Source organism: Rhizobium sp. NLR22b (genome assembly GCF_019685295.1).
In the GTDB taxonomy this organism is placed as follows: Bacteria; Pseudomonadota; Alphaproteobacteria; order Rhizobiales; family Rhizobiaceae; genus Rhizobium.
Map to the genome: position 1 here is coordinate 379546 of NZ_JABDWM010000002.1, position 16116 is coordinate 395661.

Below are 16116 nucleotides of genomic sequence, written 5' to 3' on the forward strand. Positions count from 1 at the left end.
TCGGCGGCGCCTCATGCGACCGACGAGGAATCCTCCTTCGCAAGCTGCGCCACCGGGGTCGCGACAATAAGCCGGACGCCGGCATTCTCGACCATGCGAGCTGCCTCTTCTGAAATCCCGTCATCGGTGATGATCGCAGAAACACGGTCGAGCGCGCAGAGAATGAGGCTCGACCGCCGATTGAACTTGCTGGAATCGACCATCACGACGAGTTCGTCGGCCTGGTGCATCAGCTTCTGCTCGCTCTGGATGATGAGGGCGTCGGCCTCCATGATGCCGAGCGGGCCGACACCCTGCGCGCCGATGAACATGCGCCGCGCATAAAAATTGCGGATCGCGTCGTTGTCGAAGGGCGACAGGATCAGGCTCTGCTCGCGATAGATCGCGCCGCCCGGCACCGTCACGGTGTTTTTGGAATGCTTGACCAGATGTTCGGCGATGGCAAAAGAGTTGGTCATCACCTGCAGGCGGTGGCCGGCCATGTAATGCACCATCTGGAAAGTGGTCGTGCCGCCATTGATGATGATGGCGTCGCCGGCCTCGCAAAGTTCGACGGCGGCGCGCGCAATTGCGCGTTTTTTATCGATGTTGACTGATTCTGAAACCCGGAAGGGCCGGCCGGCGAGATTGCCGAGCTGCGGCGGATGCACCGCCTCCGCGCCGCCGCGGACACGGCGGATCTTGCCCTGCACGTGAAGAGCCGCAATGTCACGCCTGATTGTCGCTTCAGAAGCTTCCGTCAATTCGGAAATGTCCTGGATCGTCACGACGGACTTTTCCTGAACGGCGCTTAAGATGATGCGATGACGTTCGCGTTCGTGCATTGGCTCCTCCTCTTGTCATATATATTTCGTATCTGTTAAAGCCTGTCAATCACAAACGATCATAAATTTCCATATTGCGATGCAGCATAAGCGATTTTGACCGTTTTCGATTGACAAGCGCATTTATGATGCGCGATACCTTGAGCGAAAGGGCTCGCTGATCGCGGTGCCTGACAAGCCTATATGGGAGGATGATATGGCGGCGAACGTCCGGCTTCTGGAAAACCGGTGGGATGATGGTTATGCGGCGGGCCTCGATGAGCCCGGCAAGCTGCTCTATCGCTCCAATCTGCTCGGCGCCGACAAGCGCATCACCAATTACGGCGGCGGCAATACCTCGGCGAAGGTGATGGAAACCGATCCCCTAACCGGCGGCAAGGTCATGGTCCTTTGGGTCAAGGGCTCGGGCGGCGACGTCGGCACTATCAAGCTCGATGGTTTTGCGACCCTCTACCAGGACAAGCTGGAATCGCTGAAATCAATCTACAAGGGCGTCGAGGACGAAGACCGCATGGTCGGCTTCCTGCCGCACTGCACCTTCAACCTGAATGGCCGTGCCGCCTCGATCGACACGCCGCTGCACGGCTTTGTGCCGTTCACCCATGTCGACCACATGCATCCCGACGCGATCATCGCCATTGCCGCCTCGAAGAACTCCAGGGAATTGACCAAGCAGATCTTCGGTGACGAGATCGGCTGGCTGCCCTGGCGCCGTCCGGGCTTCCAGCTCGGCCTCGATCTCGAAGCCTTCGTCAAGGCGAACCCGAACGCCAAGGGCGTCGTGCTCGAAAGCCACGGCCTCTTCACCTGGGCGAATGACGCCAAGGCCTGCTACGAGCTGACACTCGACATCATCAACAAGGCGATCGTCTGGTTTGCCGAAAAGACCGAAGGCAAGACGATTTTCGGCGGTGCACTGACCCAGAGCCTGCCCGTCGCCGAGCGCCGCGCTATCGCCGCCCGGCTGATGCCGGAGATCCGCGGCCGGATCGGCAAGCAGGAGCGCAAGCTCGGTCATTTCGATGATCAGGACGCCGTGCTCGAATTCGTCAATTCCCGAGATCTGCGGCCGCTCGGCGCGCTCGGCACCAGCTGCCCCGACCATTTCCTGCGCACCAAGATCCGCCCGCTGATCGTCGATTTCGACCCGGCCAAGCCGGATGTCGACGCGATCGTCGCCGGCCTCGACCAGGCGCTGGAGGATTACCGCGCCGATTACGCCCGCTATTACAACGACTGCAAGCATGACAATTCGCCCGCGATGCGCGACGCCAATCCCGTCATCTTCCTCGTTCCCGGCGTCGGCATGCTGTCCTTTGCCCGCGACAAGGCAACGGCGCGCATCGCCAGCGAATTCTACGTCAACGCCATCAACGTCATGCGCGGTGCCTCGACGGTTTCGGAATATCGGGGCCTGCCGGAGCAGGAAGCCTTCGATATCGAATACTGGCTGCTGGAAGAGGCGAAGCTCCAGCGCATGCCGAAGCCGAAGAGCCTTGCCGGCCGGGTGGCGTTCGTCACCGGCGGCGCCGGCGGCATCGGCCGGGCGACGGCCGCCCGCCTTGTCGGCGAGGGCGCCTGCGTGGTGCTTGCCGATATCGATCAGGCAGCACTCGAAAGCACAGAGGCCGACTTCGTCAAGAAATACGGTGCTGATGCCGTGCGCAGCGTCCGGCTCGACGTTACCAAGGAAGATGCGGTGATCGCCTCCTTCGCGGAAGCTTCGGTCGAATTCGGCGGCGTCGATATCCTCGTCTCGAATGCCGGCATTGCCTCCTCCGCGCCGATCGAAGCCACCGAGCTTTCGACCTGGAACCGCAATATCGACATTCTGGCGACTGGCTATTTCCTTGTCTCGCGGGAGGCGTTCCGTCTGTTCCGCCGCCAGGCGCTCGGCGGCAACATTGTCTTCGTTGCCTCGAAGAACGGCCTTGCCGCTTCGCCGAACGCGTCTGCCTATTGCACGGCAAAGGCCGCCGAAATCCATCTCGCCCGCTGCCTGGCGCTGGAAGGCGCGGATGCCGGCATCCGCGTCAACACTGTCAACCCGGATGCGGTGCTGCGCGGTTCGAAGATCTGGAGCGGCGAATGGCGCGAGCAGCGCGCCGCCTCCTCGAAGATCGAGGTCGATGATCTCGAGGAACATTACCGCAAGCGTTCGATGCTGAAGCTCAACGTGTTTCCGGAGGATATCGCCGAGGCGATCTACTTCCTCGCATCGGACCTTTCGGCAAAATCAACCGGCAATATCATCAATGTCGACGCCGGCAACGTGCAGAGCTTTACGCGGTGATTTTTGACGGGCGGATGCGTCTGCCCCTCACCCTAACCCTCTCCCCGTCATGACGGGGAGAGGGGACTTGCCCAACGAAATGTTGGAGTAGGACAGAGACGGCGCGGCATATTCCCTTCTGCCCCTCACAACGGGGAGAAGGTGCCGGCAGGCGGATGAGGGGCGGCCCCACGGCAGTTCCAATGTAGAAATTGCAGAACCGGGAGGACAAAATGGCCGAGTTCAGGATCGCGCAGGATCTCGTCGCGAGCGAGAACGACAAGCGGGCAGCCGCACTGAAAGCCGATTATGAGGCGCTGGGCGCCATACTTGCGCGCCGCGGCGTCGATATCGAAGCCATCACCCGCAGGGTCGCGGAATTCTTCGTCGCCGTTCCTTCTTGGGGTGTCGGCACCGGCGGCACGCGCTTTGCCCGCTTCCCGGGCGCCGGCGAGCCACGCGGCATCTTCGACAAGCTCGACGATTGCGCCGTCATCAATCAGCTGACGCAGGCGACACCGACCGTCTCGCTGCATATTCCCTGGGACAAGGCGGACGCCAAGGAATTGAAGGCCAAGGGCGATGCGCTCGGCCTCGGCTTCGACGCGATGAATTCGAACACCTTCTCCGACGCGCCGGGACAGGCCCATTCCTACAAATACGGCTCTCTCAGCCACACCGACGCGGCGACGCGCGCGCAGGCGGTGGAGCACAATCTCGAATGCATCGAGATCGGCAAGGCGATCGGCTCCAAAGCGCTGACGGTCTGGATCGGCGACGGATCGAACTTCCCCGGCCAGAGCAATTTCACCAAGGCATTCGAGCGTTACCTCGCCTCGATGGCCGACATTTACAAGGCGCTGCCCGACGACTGGAAGCTGTTCTCCGAGCACAAGATGTATGAGCCGGCCTTCTATTCGACGATCGTACAGGACTGGGGCACCAACTATCTGATCGCCCAGACGCTCGGCCCCAAGGCCCATTGCCTTGTCGATCTCGGCCACCATGCGCCGAACACCAATATCGAGATGATCGTTGCCCGCCTGATCCAGTTCGGGAAGCTCGGCGGCTTCCACTTCAACGATTCGAAATATGGCGACGACGATCTCGATGCCGGCGTAATCGATCCCTATCGGCTGTTCCTGGTGTTCAACGAGCTGGTCGATGCCGAGCAGCGCGGCGTCAACGATTTCAATCCGGCGCATATGATCGACCAGTCCCACAATGTCACCGATCCGATCGAGAGCCTGATCAACAGCGCCAACGAAATCCGCCGCGCCTATGCGCAGGCGCTCCTCGTCGATCGCAAGGCGCTCGAGGGCTATCAGCAGGACAATGACGCGCTGATGGCGTCGGAAACGCTGAAGCGCGCCTATCGCGCCGATGTCGAACCGATCCTTGCCGAGGCGCGCCGTCGCGCCGGCGGGGCGATCGACCCGATCGCCGCCTACCGCGCCAGTGGCTACCGCAAAAAGGTGGCGGCCGAGCGTCCGGCATCGGTTGCCGGCGGCGGCGGCATCATCTGAGCTGCCGGGCTGAATAGAAGTGTGGTCGCCGGCAGCGCGGGGTGAAACGCTGCCGGCAATCGCCGATCACGGTTTCCAGGCGCCGGCGATCTGACGGGTTGCGATGTTCAACCGGTTCCAGACATTGATGTTGGCGATGGCGATGACGAGAGCCGCAAGGCTGCGGCCGTCATAATGCCGGGTCGCCTCGTCCCAGATCTCGTCCGGCACCGGGTCGGCGCGGTCGCTGGTGCGGGTCACAGCCTCGGTCAGCGCAAGGGCTGCTCGCTCGGCATCGCTATAATAGGGGGCGTCGCGCCAGCCGGCGACGGCAAAGAGCCGCTCATCCGTCTCACCGTGTTTGCGGGCAATGCGCCAATGACCATCGATGCAGACGCTGCAGCCGTTGATCTGGCTGGCGCGCAGATTGACGAGTTCGAGCAGCTTTGGCGAAAGGCCCGTTTCGGTCGGCACCTTGCCGAGTGCATTGAGCGCCTGCATGGCTTGTGGAAGCACGAGGGCGGGATTTCCCATTCTCTCCTGCATGATATGTCTCCTTGATGCGTTCAGGGTGCGACGATCCGCCGGCGCTGTCACACCGGCCCGGTTTCATTCGTCATTGATGTGACGGAACGCAGCGAAGGAATGTGACGGATGAACGAGAATAATTGGCTGGCCGATCAATTCGAGGCGAACCGGGCGCATCTGAAAGCGGCCGCCTATCGCATGCTCGGCTCGCGCAGCGAGGCCGAAGACGCCGTTCAGGAGGCTTGGCTGCGGCTCACCCGTGCGGATAGGACTGACGTCGGCAATCTCGGCGGCTGGCTGACGACGGTGGTGGCTCGTATCTGCCTCGATATGCTGCGTGCCCGCAAGACCCGGCGCGAGGAGCCGCTGGAGATGCCAGTCCATGCAGCGATCGCCGATCCTGCCAAGGATCCGGAGCGCGACGCCGCATTCGCCGATTCGGTGGGCGTGGCGCTGCTCGTCGTGTTGCAGACGCTGGCGCCTGCCGAACGGGTTGCCTTCGTGCTGCACGACATGTTCGATCTTCCCTTCGACGAAATCGCGCCGATTATCGGCCGATCATCCGCCGCCGCCCGTCAGCTCGCGAGCCGTGCCCGCCGCAGGGTGCAGGGCGTGGACGAGACGCCGGATGTCGATCTCGGCCGCAAGCGAACGATTGCGGAGGCCTTTCTAACGGCTTCGCGCAGCGGTGATCTGCAGGCGCTGATTGCCGTGCTCGCCCCAGATGTCGTGTTTCGGCTGGACGCGACGGCGGCGCGTTTCGGGGCCTTCGGCGAAACGCGCGGCGCATCCGAAGTGGCAGAGTTGTTCAAGGGCCGGGCGCAGGCGGCAGAGATCGCCATCGTCGACGGCGAGCTTGGCTTCGTCGTGCGCATCGCGGGTCAGATTCGCGTCGTAGTAGCGTTTACCATCGCCGGAGACAGGATTGCGGCCATCGAAGCCATCGCCGATCCCGACCACCTCGAACGGCTTGACTACTCAATCCTGCGAGATTGAAATCGCTGGAAAAATTTGCCGCTCCTTGGCGGGAGCGCGGTTGAGAACGAGCGCGCTGCCGCCACTGCCGTGCGGCTAGCGACGCTTCATTTCTCTTGACAGCAGTCTCTTCGGCTTTATTCTATTATAAGGATTTATATAGCATAACTATGGAATTTGGAAATATGATCATATCGGGCGACCGGACGAAGAAGCCACTTCTCCTCACCAATGTCAGACCGATGGCGTTCGGTGCGGGCGCATCCGAGGGGGTGATCGACATTCTCGTCAATGCTGACGGCCGCATCGCCGGGATTGGTCCGTCGCTTCCGGCCTCTGAGGATGTGACACGAGTCGACGGCAAGGGTGCCTTCATTTCGCCGGGCTGGATCGATCTACACGTACACATCTGGCATGGCGGCACCGATATCTCCATCCGCCCCTCCGAATGCGGTCTCGAGCGCGGCGTCACCACCCTGGTCGACGCCGGTTCGGCCGGCGAGGCAAATTTCCATGGCTTCCGCGAGTATATCATCGAGCCCTCACGCGAACGCATCAAGGCCTTCCTGAACCTCGGCTCGATCGGCCTCGTCGCCTGCAACCGCGTCGCCGAGCTCAGGGATATCAGGGATATCGATCTCGACCGGATTCTCGAAGTCTACGCCGAAAACAGCGAGCACATCGTCGGCATCAAGGTGCGCGCCAGCCACGTCATCACCGGCTCCTGGGGCGTCACTCCCGTCAAGCTCGGCAAGAAGATCGCCAAGATCCTGAAAGTGCCGATGATGGTCCATGTCGGCGAACCGCCGGCACTTTACGACGAAGTGCTCGAAATTCTCGGCCCCGGCGACGTCGTCACCCACTGCTTCAACGGCAAGGCCGGTTCGAGCATCATGGAGGACGAGGATCTTTTCAATCTCGCCGAGCGCTGCGCCTCCGAAGGCATCCGCCTCGACATCGGCCATGGCGGCGCCTCCTTCTCCTTCAAGGTCGCCGAAGCGGCGATCGCGCGCGGGCTTCTGCCGTTCTCGATCTCGACCGATCTGCACGGCCATTCGATGAACTTTCCGGTCTGGGATCTGGCAACGACGATGTCGAAGCTGCTCAGCGTCGGCATGCCCTTCGACAAGGTCGTGGAAGCCGTCACCCATGCGCCGGCCTCCGTCATCAAGCTGCCGATGGAGAACCGACTTTCCGTCGGCGCGCCAGCCGAATTCACGATTTTCGACCTCGTCGATTCCGGGCTCGAAGCAACGGATTCCAATGGCGATGTCTCGGTCCTCAGCAAGCTGTTCGAGCCGCGCTTTGCGGTGATGGGCGCCGAAGCGTTCACAGCCAGCCGGTACGTGCCGCGGGCGCGCAGGCTCGTGCGTCACAGCCACGGCTATTCCTACAGATAAATCCGGTGGCGCGGCAGGTGTCAGCGGTTGCGCCAACCCATCAGTTTTTCGATCCGTTCCGCCGAATTGCGCACATGCGCCGTATAATGGTTCTCATCGGAAAAGGCCTTCTGCTCAGGCAGCACGATCGAAATGGTGGCGACGCACTGGCCGGCGCGATCGCAGATCGGCGAGGCGATGCAGGCGACCGCATAGTCGGATTCTCCGGCCTGGATCGACAGGCGCGCCTCGAAGGCCTTGCCGGCCGCTTCCGACAGGGTGCTCGGATCGATCTCGGCGCGGCCGGTCGGTGATGAGCGGGCGCAGCGTTTGAAAAGCTCGATGCGTTCCTCTTCGGGGAGGTGGCCGACGAGCAGGCGGCCTGATGCCGTCCAGTTGAGCGGCACCCGGGTGCCGACGCGCGACGCCACCTGGAAATGGCTCGGACCGTCGGCCATGGCAAGCACCAGCATGTAATCGCCGTCACGGCCGCAGACCTGCACGGTTTCGCCGGCCTGGCGACAGAGATCGTGCATTTCATGAGTGGCAATGCTCATGAAATCCAGAGATCGCGCATAGGCGAGACCATAGTGATAAAGCCGGGCGCCGAGCCAGATCGAGCCGTCCGCCTGGCGCGTCAGCATGTTCTTCTCGACGAGGTCGTCGACGATGACGTAGACCGTCGATAGCGGCGCCTTCACCGCCTTGGCGATGGCATAGACGCCGGCCGGCGATCCTGTCTCATAGAGATGATCGATCACCTGAAGAGCGCGGTCGATGCCGCTGACGCGGGCGCGGCGCGTGCCCTTGCCGCCGGCTTCGCCGGCAAGGCTCTCATCTTCGGAGTAAACTGCGGGCGATGTCTTTCCGTCCAATTCCATGCACCTCATGAACACTGCAGCCATATTACATTACTATGGCACAATGGTCGCTGTGGCAAATCGCAACATCTTGTAGGTTGATCGTCTGTGCGGATGTGGTGGCGGTGGAACCGGGAGACTGCGTGATATCCGCATCCGCCGACCGCCGACCTCATAACAGGCAGACGCGCTCCGATGATGCTCCAGGCTTTTGCCAGCCCCTTGTCGAGCGTGACGAGCGTGGCGTCGCTACCGATTGCGACGGCGAGATGCAGTGCGTCACCGGCACGAAGACCGAGATTGAAAAGCGATCTGGCCGCAACGCCGTTGGAACAACCAGCCGCAGCCTGAGTTTGTCCCTCAACTCAGGAGGCTATAATGACACAATATCCAACACCCCCTTTCCCATCCCAGAAACAGCCGATGCCGGGTTTCACGGCACAGATGGATCCGGTTCCCGACCATGGTGAAAAAACCTATCGCGGATCCGAACGGCTCAAGGGCAAGCGGGCGATCATTACCGGTGGCGACAGCGGCATCGGCCGGGCAGTGGCAATCGCCTATGCCCGGGAAGGCGCAGATCTGGTGATCTCCTATCTTGACGAGGATGAGGATGCCGACGAGACGAAGCGGCTCGTTGAACAGGCGGGGCGCAAGGCCGTGCTCGTCAGTGGCGACATCCAGGATCCGGCCCATTGCCGGCAAATTGTCGAGACGGCGGTCAAGGAGCTCGGTGGTATCGACATTCTCGTCAACAATGCCGCGCACCAGGCAAGCTTCAAGAGCATCGACGAGATCAGCGACGAGGAGTGGGAGCTGACCTTCAAGGTCAACATCCACGCGATGTTCTACCTGACAAAGGCGGCCGTCGCCCATATGAAGCCCGGCAGCTCCATCATCAATACGGCCTCGATCAATGCGGACAATCCGAACCCGACGCTGCTTGCCTATGCCACCACGAAGGGTGCGATCCAGAATTTCACCGCCGGCCTGGCCCAGCTTCTGGCCGAGAAGGGCATTCGCGCCAATGCCGTGGCGCCGGGCCCGATCTGGACGCCGCTCATCCCGTCGACGCTGCCCGAAGATAGCGTCAGCAATTTCGGCAAGCAGGTGCCGATGAAGCGGCCGGGCCAGCCGGCCGAACTGGCCACGGCCTATGTCATGCTGGCCGATCCCTTGTCGAGCTATGTCTCGGGCACGACAATCGCGGTCACCGGTGGCAAACCGATCCTCTAAACCGGTTTGCCGTAGCCGCCGCCGGTCGGCGTCGTGACGATCACGGCGTCGCCGGCGGCGAGCATTGCCTGGTCGCAGCCTTCCAGCCTTTCGACCGTGCCGTCGCTGCGACGAACCTCCGTTTTTCCCAATTGCCCGTCTTCCCCGCCGAAGAGGCCGAAAGGCCGGATCGTTCGGTGCGAGGAGAGAATGCTGCAATCCATCGCTTGCAGGAAGCGGATGGTGCGCTCGGTCCCGCCGCCGGAACTATATTGGCCCTTGCCCCCGGAGCCGCGGCGGATGTGAAAATCTTCCAGCACGACGGGAAAGCGGAATTCCAGCACCTCGGGATCGGTCAGCCGTGAGTTGGTCATATGGGTGTGCACGCCGTCGGCGCCGCTGAAGCCGGTGCCGTCATTGAGCAGGCCGGCGGGGCCGCCGGAGCAGATTGTCTCGTAATATTGGTAGGTGACGTTGCCGAAGGTCAGGTTGTTCATCGACCCTTGGGCGGCTGCCAGCGTTCCGAGCGCCCCGAAGAGCGCATTCGTCACATGCTGGCTGGTCTCGACATTGCCGGCGACGACGGCGGCCGGATAGGCCGGGCGCAGCATCGATCCGTCCGGCACGACGATCCGGATCGGCCGCAGGCAGCCGGCATTCATCGGGATCGGCTGCTCGACCATGACGCGAAATACATAGAGCACCGCGGCGCGCGTCACCGGTTCCGGCGCATTGAAATTGGTCGGTTGCTGGGCGCTCGTGCCGGTGAAATCGACCGTTGCCTCGCGCGCCTTCCGGTCGACGGTGATCTTCACCTTGATGACGGCGCCCTGATCGGTGGGATAGGAGAATTCGCTGTCGCTGAGGCGGGCGATCACCCGGCGAACGCTCTCCTCGGCATTGTCCTGGACATGGCCCATATAGGCTTCGACGACGTCGAGCCCGAAATGGGCGACCATCTTGCGCAGTTCCTGAACGCCCTTTTCGTTGGCCGCGATCTGCGCCTTCACGTCGGCGAGGTTCTGGGCCGGGTTGCGGGCGGGGTAGGGATGGTCCCGCAGCATTGCCGCAAATTCGCTCTCACGGAAACGGCCTTTGTCGACCAGCAGGAAATTGTCGATCAGCACGCCTTCCTCATCGACCTTGGTCGCCCGCGGCGTCATCGAACCAGGTGCCTTGCCGCCGATGTCGGCATGATGGCCGCGCGAGGCGACGTAAAACAGGATGGTCTCGCCGGCGTCGTCGAACACCGGCGTGACGACGGTGATGTCGGGCAGATGCGTGCCGCCGTTGTAAGGCGCATTGAGCGCGAAGACATCGCCCGGTCGAATGCGGCCTTCGTTGAGCCGGATGATCGTTTCGACCGAGCGATCCATCGATCCCAGATGCACGGGCATATGCGGCGCATTGGCGACGAGTGCGCCGGTGCGGTCGAAGACGGCGCAGGAGAAATCGAGCCGCTCCTTGATATTGACCGAGTGAGCAGTGTTCTGCAGCGTCACGCCCATCTGCTCGGCGATCGCCATGAACAGATTGTTGAAGACTTCGAGCATGACGGGGTCGGCGCTGGTGCCGATCGCCGAATTGCGGGAAAGCGCGATCTCGCGGGTGAGAACGATATGGTCGTGGCCGGTCAGGCGCGCCTGCCAGCCGGTCTCGACGACGATCGTCTGATGCGCTTCGATGATGAGGGCCGGCCCCTTGACGACTGCACCCGGCTTCAGCGCATCACGCCTGAAAATGCCGGCCTCATGCCAGCTTCCGCCGGAATAGAAGCGGGTCGTGCGCAGCGCTTGCGGTGCGAAGCTCCCCGCCTGCACGTTCATCTCCTCGACATCGGCGCCGCCGCCGATGCCTTCGACTTCGATGGAGTCGACGACGACAGGCCGGTCTTCGAAGATGAAGCCGAACTGCTTCTTGTGGGCGGCGGCAAAGGCTTGCGTCATCTCCTCCTGCGGCCCGAAGGCGACGGGCAGGGCGGTGTCGGTGCCCTTATATTGCAGGTGCAGCCGGATGACGACCTCCATGTCGCCGGCTTCGACGCCCTGCAGCATCAGTTCCCTGCGCACCTCTTTCTCCAGTTCGGTCCGGATACCGCCGATCGCCGGCAGGGCGGCGGCTAGTTCGGCCAGCACCGCGCGCTGGCGTGTGGCGCGGATATCGGCGAGCCCCATGCCATAGGCCGAAAGAATGCCGGAGAAGGGGTGGATCAGCACCGTTTTCATGCCGAGGCTGTCGGCGACCAGGCAGGCATGCTGGCCGCCGGCGCCGCCGAAACAGGTGAGCGCATAGTCGGAAACGTCGTAACCGCGCTGGACGGAGATCTTCTTGATGGCGTTGGCCATATTCTCGACAGCGATAGCGAGGAAGCCGTCGGCCACCTCTTCCGCCGTCCGGCCGCCGCCGATATCCTGCGCCATCTCGGCAAAGGCGGCGCGCACCGCCTCGGCGTCGAGCGGCTGGTCTTGCTCCGGCCCGAAGATTGTGGGGAAGAACTCCGGCAGCAGCTTGCCCGTCATGATATTTGCATCAGTAACAGCAAGCGGCCCGCCGCGGCGATAGGATTTCGGGCCGGGCGTGGCACCCGCCGACTCCGGGCCGACGCGGAAGCGTGAACCGTCATAGCTCAGGATCGAGCCGCCGCCGGCTGCGACGGTATGGATCTTCATCATCGGCGCGCGCATGCGCACACCGGCGACCTCGGTCTCGAAAGCGCGTTCCAGCTCGCCGTCATAGTGCGAAACGTCCGTCGAGGTGCCGCCCATGTCGAAGCCGATCATCCTGTCGAAACCGGCGATGCGCGAGACCTCGACCGCGCCGACCACCCCGCCCGCGGGTCCGGAGAGGATTGCATCCTTTCCCTGGAAGAGATGCGCGTCGGTCAGTCCGCCCGAGGACTGCATGAACATCAGCTTCGGGCCCTTTCCTTCGACCGCGCCGAGCTCGACGGCGACCTGATCGACATAGCGCCGGAGAACCGGGGATAGATAGGCATCGACGACGGCCGTGTCGCCGCGGCCGACAAGCTTGATCAGCGGTGAAACCACATGCGAGGGCGAGATCTGCGTGAAGCCGATGGCGCGCGCGATGGCGGCGGCCTGCTGTTCGTGCTCGGGATAGCGGTAGGCATGCATGAAAACGATTGCGACGGCGCGCAGTCCCCGCGCATAGGCGGCTTCAAGCGCGTGCCGCAGATCATCTTCTAAGAGCGGGCGTTCCACCGTGCCGTCCGCCAGTACGCGCTCGTCGGCCTCGATCACATCGGCGTAGAGCAGTTCCGGTTTGACGATTTTCTTGGCGAAGATGTCGGCGCGCGCCTGATAGCCGATCTCCAGCGCATCGCGAAAGCCCTTCGTCGTCACCAACAGGGTCGGATCACCCTTGCGTTCGAGAAGTGCATTGGTGGCGACCGTCGTTCCCATCTTCACGGTGCCGATGAGCTCGGAAGGGATCGTCTGGCCGGGCTTGAGGCCGAGCAATTCGCGGATGCCATGAACCGCCGGGTCGCGATAGGCTTCCGGATTTTCCGAAAGCAGCTTGTTCGCGACGAGCGAGCCGTCGGGGCGGCGGGCGACGATATCGGTGAAGGTGCCGCCGCGATCGATCCAGAAATCCCACTGCCCGCTCATCGTCCGGCCTCCCGTTGAATTGAAAAATCATTGACGATTTATCGATAAAATGTCAACGTTGAGCTGTTGATCGTGGAGGGATGGAATGGCAGATGAATGCGGGCAACCGGAAATCGGGCCGATCGTCTCCTCCTCGCATCTCGCCGACGGCGCGCTTCCCGTTCTGTCGGAACTGGAATTTGGGCTCATCCTCGCCGGCAATGCCTTCGACCGCTGGATGGTGCGCTGCATGACGGCGGCGGGCGAACCCGGCTGCGCTGCGATCGACGTGCTGGTGCTGCATTCGGTGGCGCACCGGCGGCGGCCGAAGCGGCTCGGCGATCTCTGCAGCGTGCTCGGCGTCGAGGATACGCATCTGGTGATTTATGCGCTCAAGAAGCTGGAAAAGCGCGGCCTCGTGAAAAGCGCGCGGGCAGGCAAGGAGAAGTTGATCATCGCTACCGACAAGGGCGTTGAAACCTGCCTGAGATACCGTGCGGTGCGCGAAGCGTTGCTGGTGGAATCAATGAAGGGGCTCGGGCTCGATGCCGGCTCGACATCGGCAGTGGCAGCGATGCTGAGGGCACTTTCCGGCCACTACGATCAAGCAGCAAGGGCCGCCGCCTCTTTATGACGACAGCCCTTGTCGGGGGCAGGGAGAGATCCCCCGGGTTCAAGCGGCTTTTCAGCCGAAGCAGGGGATGGCCGGCAGATTGGCGCGGCTCGCAAGCGCTCCGATCATCTTGCCCACCGGCGTCGGGCGCGGTTGACCTTTGTCGGCGGCCGTCTCCAGGAGTTGCTTGAAGTCCTCAAGCTTCACGCCGTCGGCGCGCAACACCATGGCGATCAGGGGGTCGCGAAGGGCTTCGGATATCGTCAGGTCGTCTCTGGTCTTTCTCATGGCTTGTCCTCCTTTCGTGGGCGGTCGCCCGTGTTCCACATCCGCCGCCAACCCTCTGCGTTGACTTTCGCGGCCTGTGGTGTTACCGGTAAGTAACAATGCTGTTGTTACCGATCGGTCACATTGATGTCAAGGACTTCGTCCGCAAAAAAATCAGAAACTTCGAATGAAATCTCCGCAACCGTTTCAGAAGATCGCATCCCGCCGCGGGAGCGCATCGTCTCGACGGCCGTGGAGCTTTTCCGCGAGCGCGGCATCCGCGGCATTGGCGTCGATGCCATCGCCGACGCCGCCCTGACCAACAAGATGACGCTCTACCGGCATTTCGGCTCGAAGGACGAACTCGTCTGCGAGACGTTGCGGCGCGCCTCCGAAAAGGCCAATGCCATCTGGCGCGATCTGGAGGCCGCCCATCCCGGCGATCCCCGCGCCCAGCTCGGCGCCTGGGTGGAGATGCGGGCGCAGTGTCTGAACGGCGAGCCCGCTGGCTGCGATCTCGCCAACGCCGCCATCGAGCTCAAGGGGGAGGGTCATCCCGCCCATGAAGTGATCGAACGGCACAAGGCCGAACAACGCGATCGCCTCGCCGCGCTCTGTTCGGCAGCCGGTGCGCGCGAACCTCAACTTCTTGCCGATACGCTGACGCTGCTGCTCGAAGGCGCGCGCGTCAGTCGCCAAACGATGGGCGCCGCCGGCTGTTGCGGCCATTTCGCCAAGGCCTGCAGAGCAGCGATCGCTTCTTTCACCTGATAGACCGGAACCTTACCGCCTCCACATCGTTTTCCCATCACCGGACGATGTGGAGACCGGGAGATGAACCACGTCTATCTCAAGCGGCTATATGCCAGACGCGCCGAGCTCGAAGCCAAGCTCGAGCTTCACGAGGCGCGCTATTGTTTTGGCGAGGAAGAGGTCGATGACGGCACCGACAGCGACCTGCGTCAGCGATTGAGCGAGGTCTCCGAGGAGATCGCCGCGCTGGAGAACAGGTCGGACAGAGCCTTTTCGGGGTAGGTCACCGAAGCTGCAACTGCTGTCGGATCATGGGCAAAGCCATGGTCAGGAGCGTCGCGAAAACCATGATGACGCCATAGGGTATCTTCCGGCTCGCCCGAATTTCCTCGATACGTATGAAAAAGGCGAGATGCGCGACTGCCAGCGGCACCGGCAGCCGCAGGACCAGCAGCGTCACGATGCCGAGGACAAGCAGCAGCACCGCGAACGGCATCATTCCGTGCCAGCCGATAAAAAGGCCGATCGGCAGGAAAAGCTTGGCGTCTCCTGCGCCAAACAGGCGGAACGCCCAGAGAGCCACCCCAAGCATGAACATCAGCAGACCGGCCGCGATGTCGCCGCCGATTCCGCTCGAGGCAAACAGCGCCGCGCCGACATCATCCGAGCCAAGTATCAAGGCCACTGCCCGCAGTGCACAAAGTGTTACGAGCGCCAGCACGACGGCATTGGGGATTTTCCATGTACGGAAATCGGTCCAGGCCGCGTAGAGAAAAAGAAATACTGCAAGAGAACTAGTAACATTGACCATTTGCAGCATAGGCTTCGACCTTTTCGGCTATTTTAAGCTTATTGTGTAGGCTAGGTTCACTCGATTACGGCAAAATTGTCGATTTTTACGGCCGGTTCTTTCATCCCAGTTTTAACCATAAAGTATAGATATCGCCCGTTCGCCTACAAAAGATTTGACTAAATTAGAATTAACAGATTATTAATATTTCCAGTCGAAGGGGCGGTCTCGACGACAAAGTGCCGGGGAAATACGGCGCACCACTTACCTGGGAGGTAATTCTCGATGAAAGCATTTGTAAATAGCGTACGCGCTTTCGCGCGGGAAGAAGATGGCGTCGCACTTACCGAATACCTCATTCTGCTTGCCTTGCTGGTTGGCGGGGTGATCACGGCGGTGACACTGGCCGGCACCAATCTGAGTGCGGTCTGGACGGCATGGGCAGGGTGGTTCACGACCGCGCTGGCTGTCCCGGCCTGATATTGGCGTTCGACGAAGGGAGGGGTTTTTGTTAACCCCTCTCTTCT

The 16116-nt window shown here is 62.1% G+C and carries 15 protein-coding genes and 1 pseudogene; 9 read left to right on the forward strand and 7 right to left on the reverse strand.

What is annotated here, in order from left to right; translation table 11 throughout:
• Positions 1-11: 11 nt before the first annotated feature.
• Positions 12-824, reverse strand: a complete 813-nt coding sequence (locus tag HJC00_RS05485) for a DeoR/GlpR family DNA-binding transcription regulator (protein WP_210632313.1) — start codon at positions 822-824, stop codon at positions 12-14.
• A gap of 196 nt (positions 825-1020) precedes the next feature.
• Here HJC00_RS05485 and HJC00_RS05490 point away from each other — a divergent pair, with 196 nt between their 5' ends.
• Together HJC00_RS05490 and rhaI are read left to right on the forward strand one after the other, a co-directional pair.
• A complete protein-coding gene (locus tag HJC00_RS05490; protein ID WP_210632314.1) occupies positions 1021-3117 on the forward strand; it encodes a bifunctional rhamnulose-1-phosphate aldolase/short-chain dehydrogenase in 2097 nt (698 codons plus the stop codon).
• A gap of 212 nt (positions 3118-3329) precedes the next feature.
• Entirely contained in the window at positions 3330-4622 is a 1293-nt protein-coding gene (gene rhaI / locus HJC00_RS05495; protein WP_210632315.1) for an L-rhamnose catabolism isomerase, read from the forward strand.
• A 66-nt stretch (positions 4623-4688) separates the two neighbouring features.
• On the opposite strand, the gene HJC00_RS05500 is transcribed toward rhaI, so the two are convergent.
• The gene (locus HJC00_RS05500) at positions 4689-5147 is read right to left on the reverse strand and encodes a carboxymuconolactone decarboxylase family protein (RefSeq protein WP_210632316.1); all 459 of its coding nucleotides are present in this window, start codon (positions 5145-5147) and stop codon (positions 4689-4691) included.
• Between the two features lie 108 nt (positions 5148-5255).
• Between HJC00_RS05500 and HJC00_RS05505 the strand changes: the two genes are divergently transcribed.
• Positions 5256-6125 (forward strand): sigma-70 family RNA polymerase sigma factor, encoded by an 870-nt coding sequence (locus tag HJC00_RS05505; protein ID WP_210632317.1) that lies wholly within the window; start codon positions 5256-5258, stop codon positions 6123-6125.
• 164 nt (positions 6126-6289) lie between these two features.
• The gene (locus HJC00_RS05510; RefSeq protein ID WP_221163732.1) at positions 6290-7504 is read left to right on the forward strand and encodes an amidohydrolase/deacetylase family metallohydrolase; all 1215 of its coding nucleotides are present in this window, start codon (positions 6290-6292) and stop codon (positions 7502-7504) included.
• A 20-nt stretch (positions 7505-7524) separates the two neighbouring features.
• Here the strand turns inward: HJC00_RS05510 and HJC00_RS05515 are convergent, their stop codons facing one another.
• Entirely contained in the window at positions 7525-8364 is an 840-nt protein-coding gene (locus tag HJC00_RS05515) for an IclR family transcriptional regulator (protein ID WP_210632319.1), read from the reverse strand.
• Positions 8365-8528: 164 nt separating this feature from the next.
• A pseudogene (locus tag HJC00_RS32335) lies at positions 8529-8642 on the reverse strand (VapC toxin family PIN domain ribonuclease); the annotation flags it as partial.
• Between the two features lie 79 nt (positions 8643-8721).
• On the opposite strand from HJC00_RS32335, the gene HJC00_RS05520 reads away from it, so the two are divergent.
• A complete protein-coding gene (locus HJC00_RS05520; RefSeq protein WP_221145054.1) occupies positions 8722-9579 on the forward strand; it encodes an SDR family oxidoreductase in 858 nt (285 codons plus the stop codon).
• On the opposite strand, the gene HJC00_RS05525 is transcribed toward HJC00_RS05520, so the two are convergent.
• Positions 9576-13187: a hydantoinase B/oxoprolinase family protein gene (locus HJC00_RS05525; RefSeq protein WP_221163733.1), complete on the reverse strand. Its 3612-nt coding sequence runs from the start codon at positions 13185-13187 to the stop codon at positions 9576-9578. The genes HJC00_RS05520 and HJC00_RS05525 overlap by 4 nt on opposite strands.
• A gap of 85 nt (positions 13188-13272) precedes the next feature.
• Here HJC00_RS05525 and HJC00_RS05530 point away from each other — a divergent pair, with 85 nt between their 5' ends.
• Positions 13273-13800 (forward strand): winged helix DNA-binding protein, encoded by a 528-nt coding sequence (locus tag HJC00_RS05530; protein ID WP_210632322.1) that lies wholly within the window; start codon positions 13273-13275, stop codon positions 13798-13800.
• A 51-nt stretch (positions 13801-13851) separates the two neighbouring features.
• On the opposite strand, the gene HJC00_RS05535 is transcribed toward HJC00_RS05530, so the two are convergent.
• Positions 13852-14067 (reverse strand): hypothetical protein, encoded by a 216-nt coding sequence (locus tag HJC00_RS05535; protein WP_210632323.1) that lies wholly within the window; start codon positions 14065-14067, stop codon positions 13852-13854.
• Positions 14068-14193: 126 nt separating this feature from the next.
• On the opposite strand from HJC00_RS05535, the gene HJC00_RS05540 reads away from it, so the two are divergent.
• Positions 14194-14817, forward strand: a complete 624-nt coding sequence (locus HJC00_RS05540; RefSeq protein ID WP_221124036.1) for a TetR/AcrR family transcriptional regulator — start codon at positions 14194-14196, stop codon at positions 14815-14817.
• A gap of 63 nt (positions 14818-14880) precedes the next feature.
• Positions 14881-15081, forward strand: a complete 201-nt coding sequence (locus HJC00_RS05545) for a hypothetical protein (RefSeq protein WP_210632325.1) — start codon at positions 14881-14883, stop codon at positions 15079-15081.
• A gap of 1 nt (position 15082) precedes the next feature.
• Here the strand turns inward: HJC00_RS05545 and HJC00_RS05550 are convergent, their stop codons facing one another.
• Positions 15083-15619 (reverse strand): prepilin peptidase, encoded by a 537-nt coding sequence (locus HJC00_RS05550; RefSeq protein ID WP_210632326.1) that lies wholly within the window; start codon positions 15617-15619, stop codon positions 15083-15085.
• A gap of 255 nt (positions 15620-15874) precedes the next feature.
• Between HJC00_RS05550 and HJC00_RS05555 the strand changes: the two genes are divergently transcribed.
• A complete protein-coding gene (locus HJC00_RS05555; RefSeq protein ID WP_210632327.1) occupies positions 15875-16069 on the forward strand; it encodes a Flp family type IVb pilin in 195 nt (64 codons plus the stop codon).
• Positions 16070-16116 lie beyond the last annotated feature (47 nt).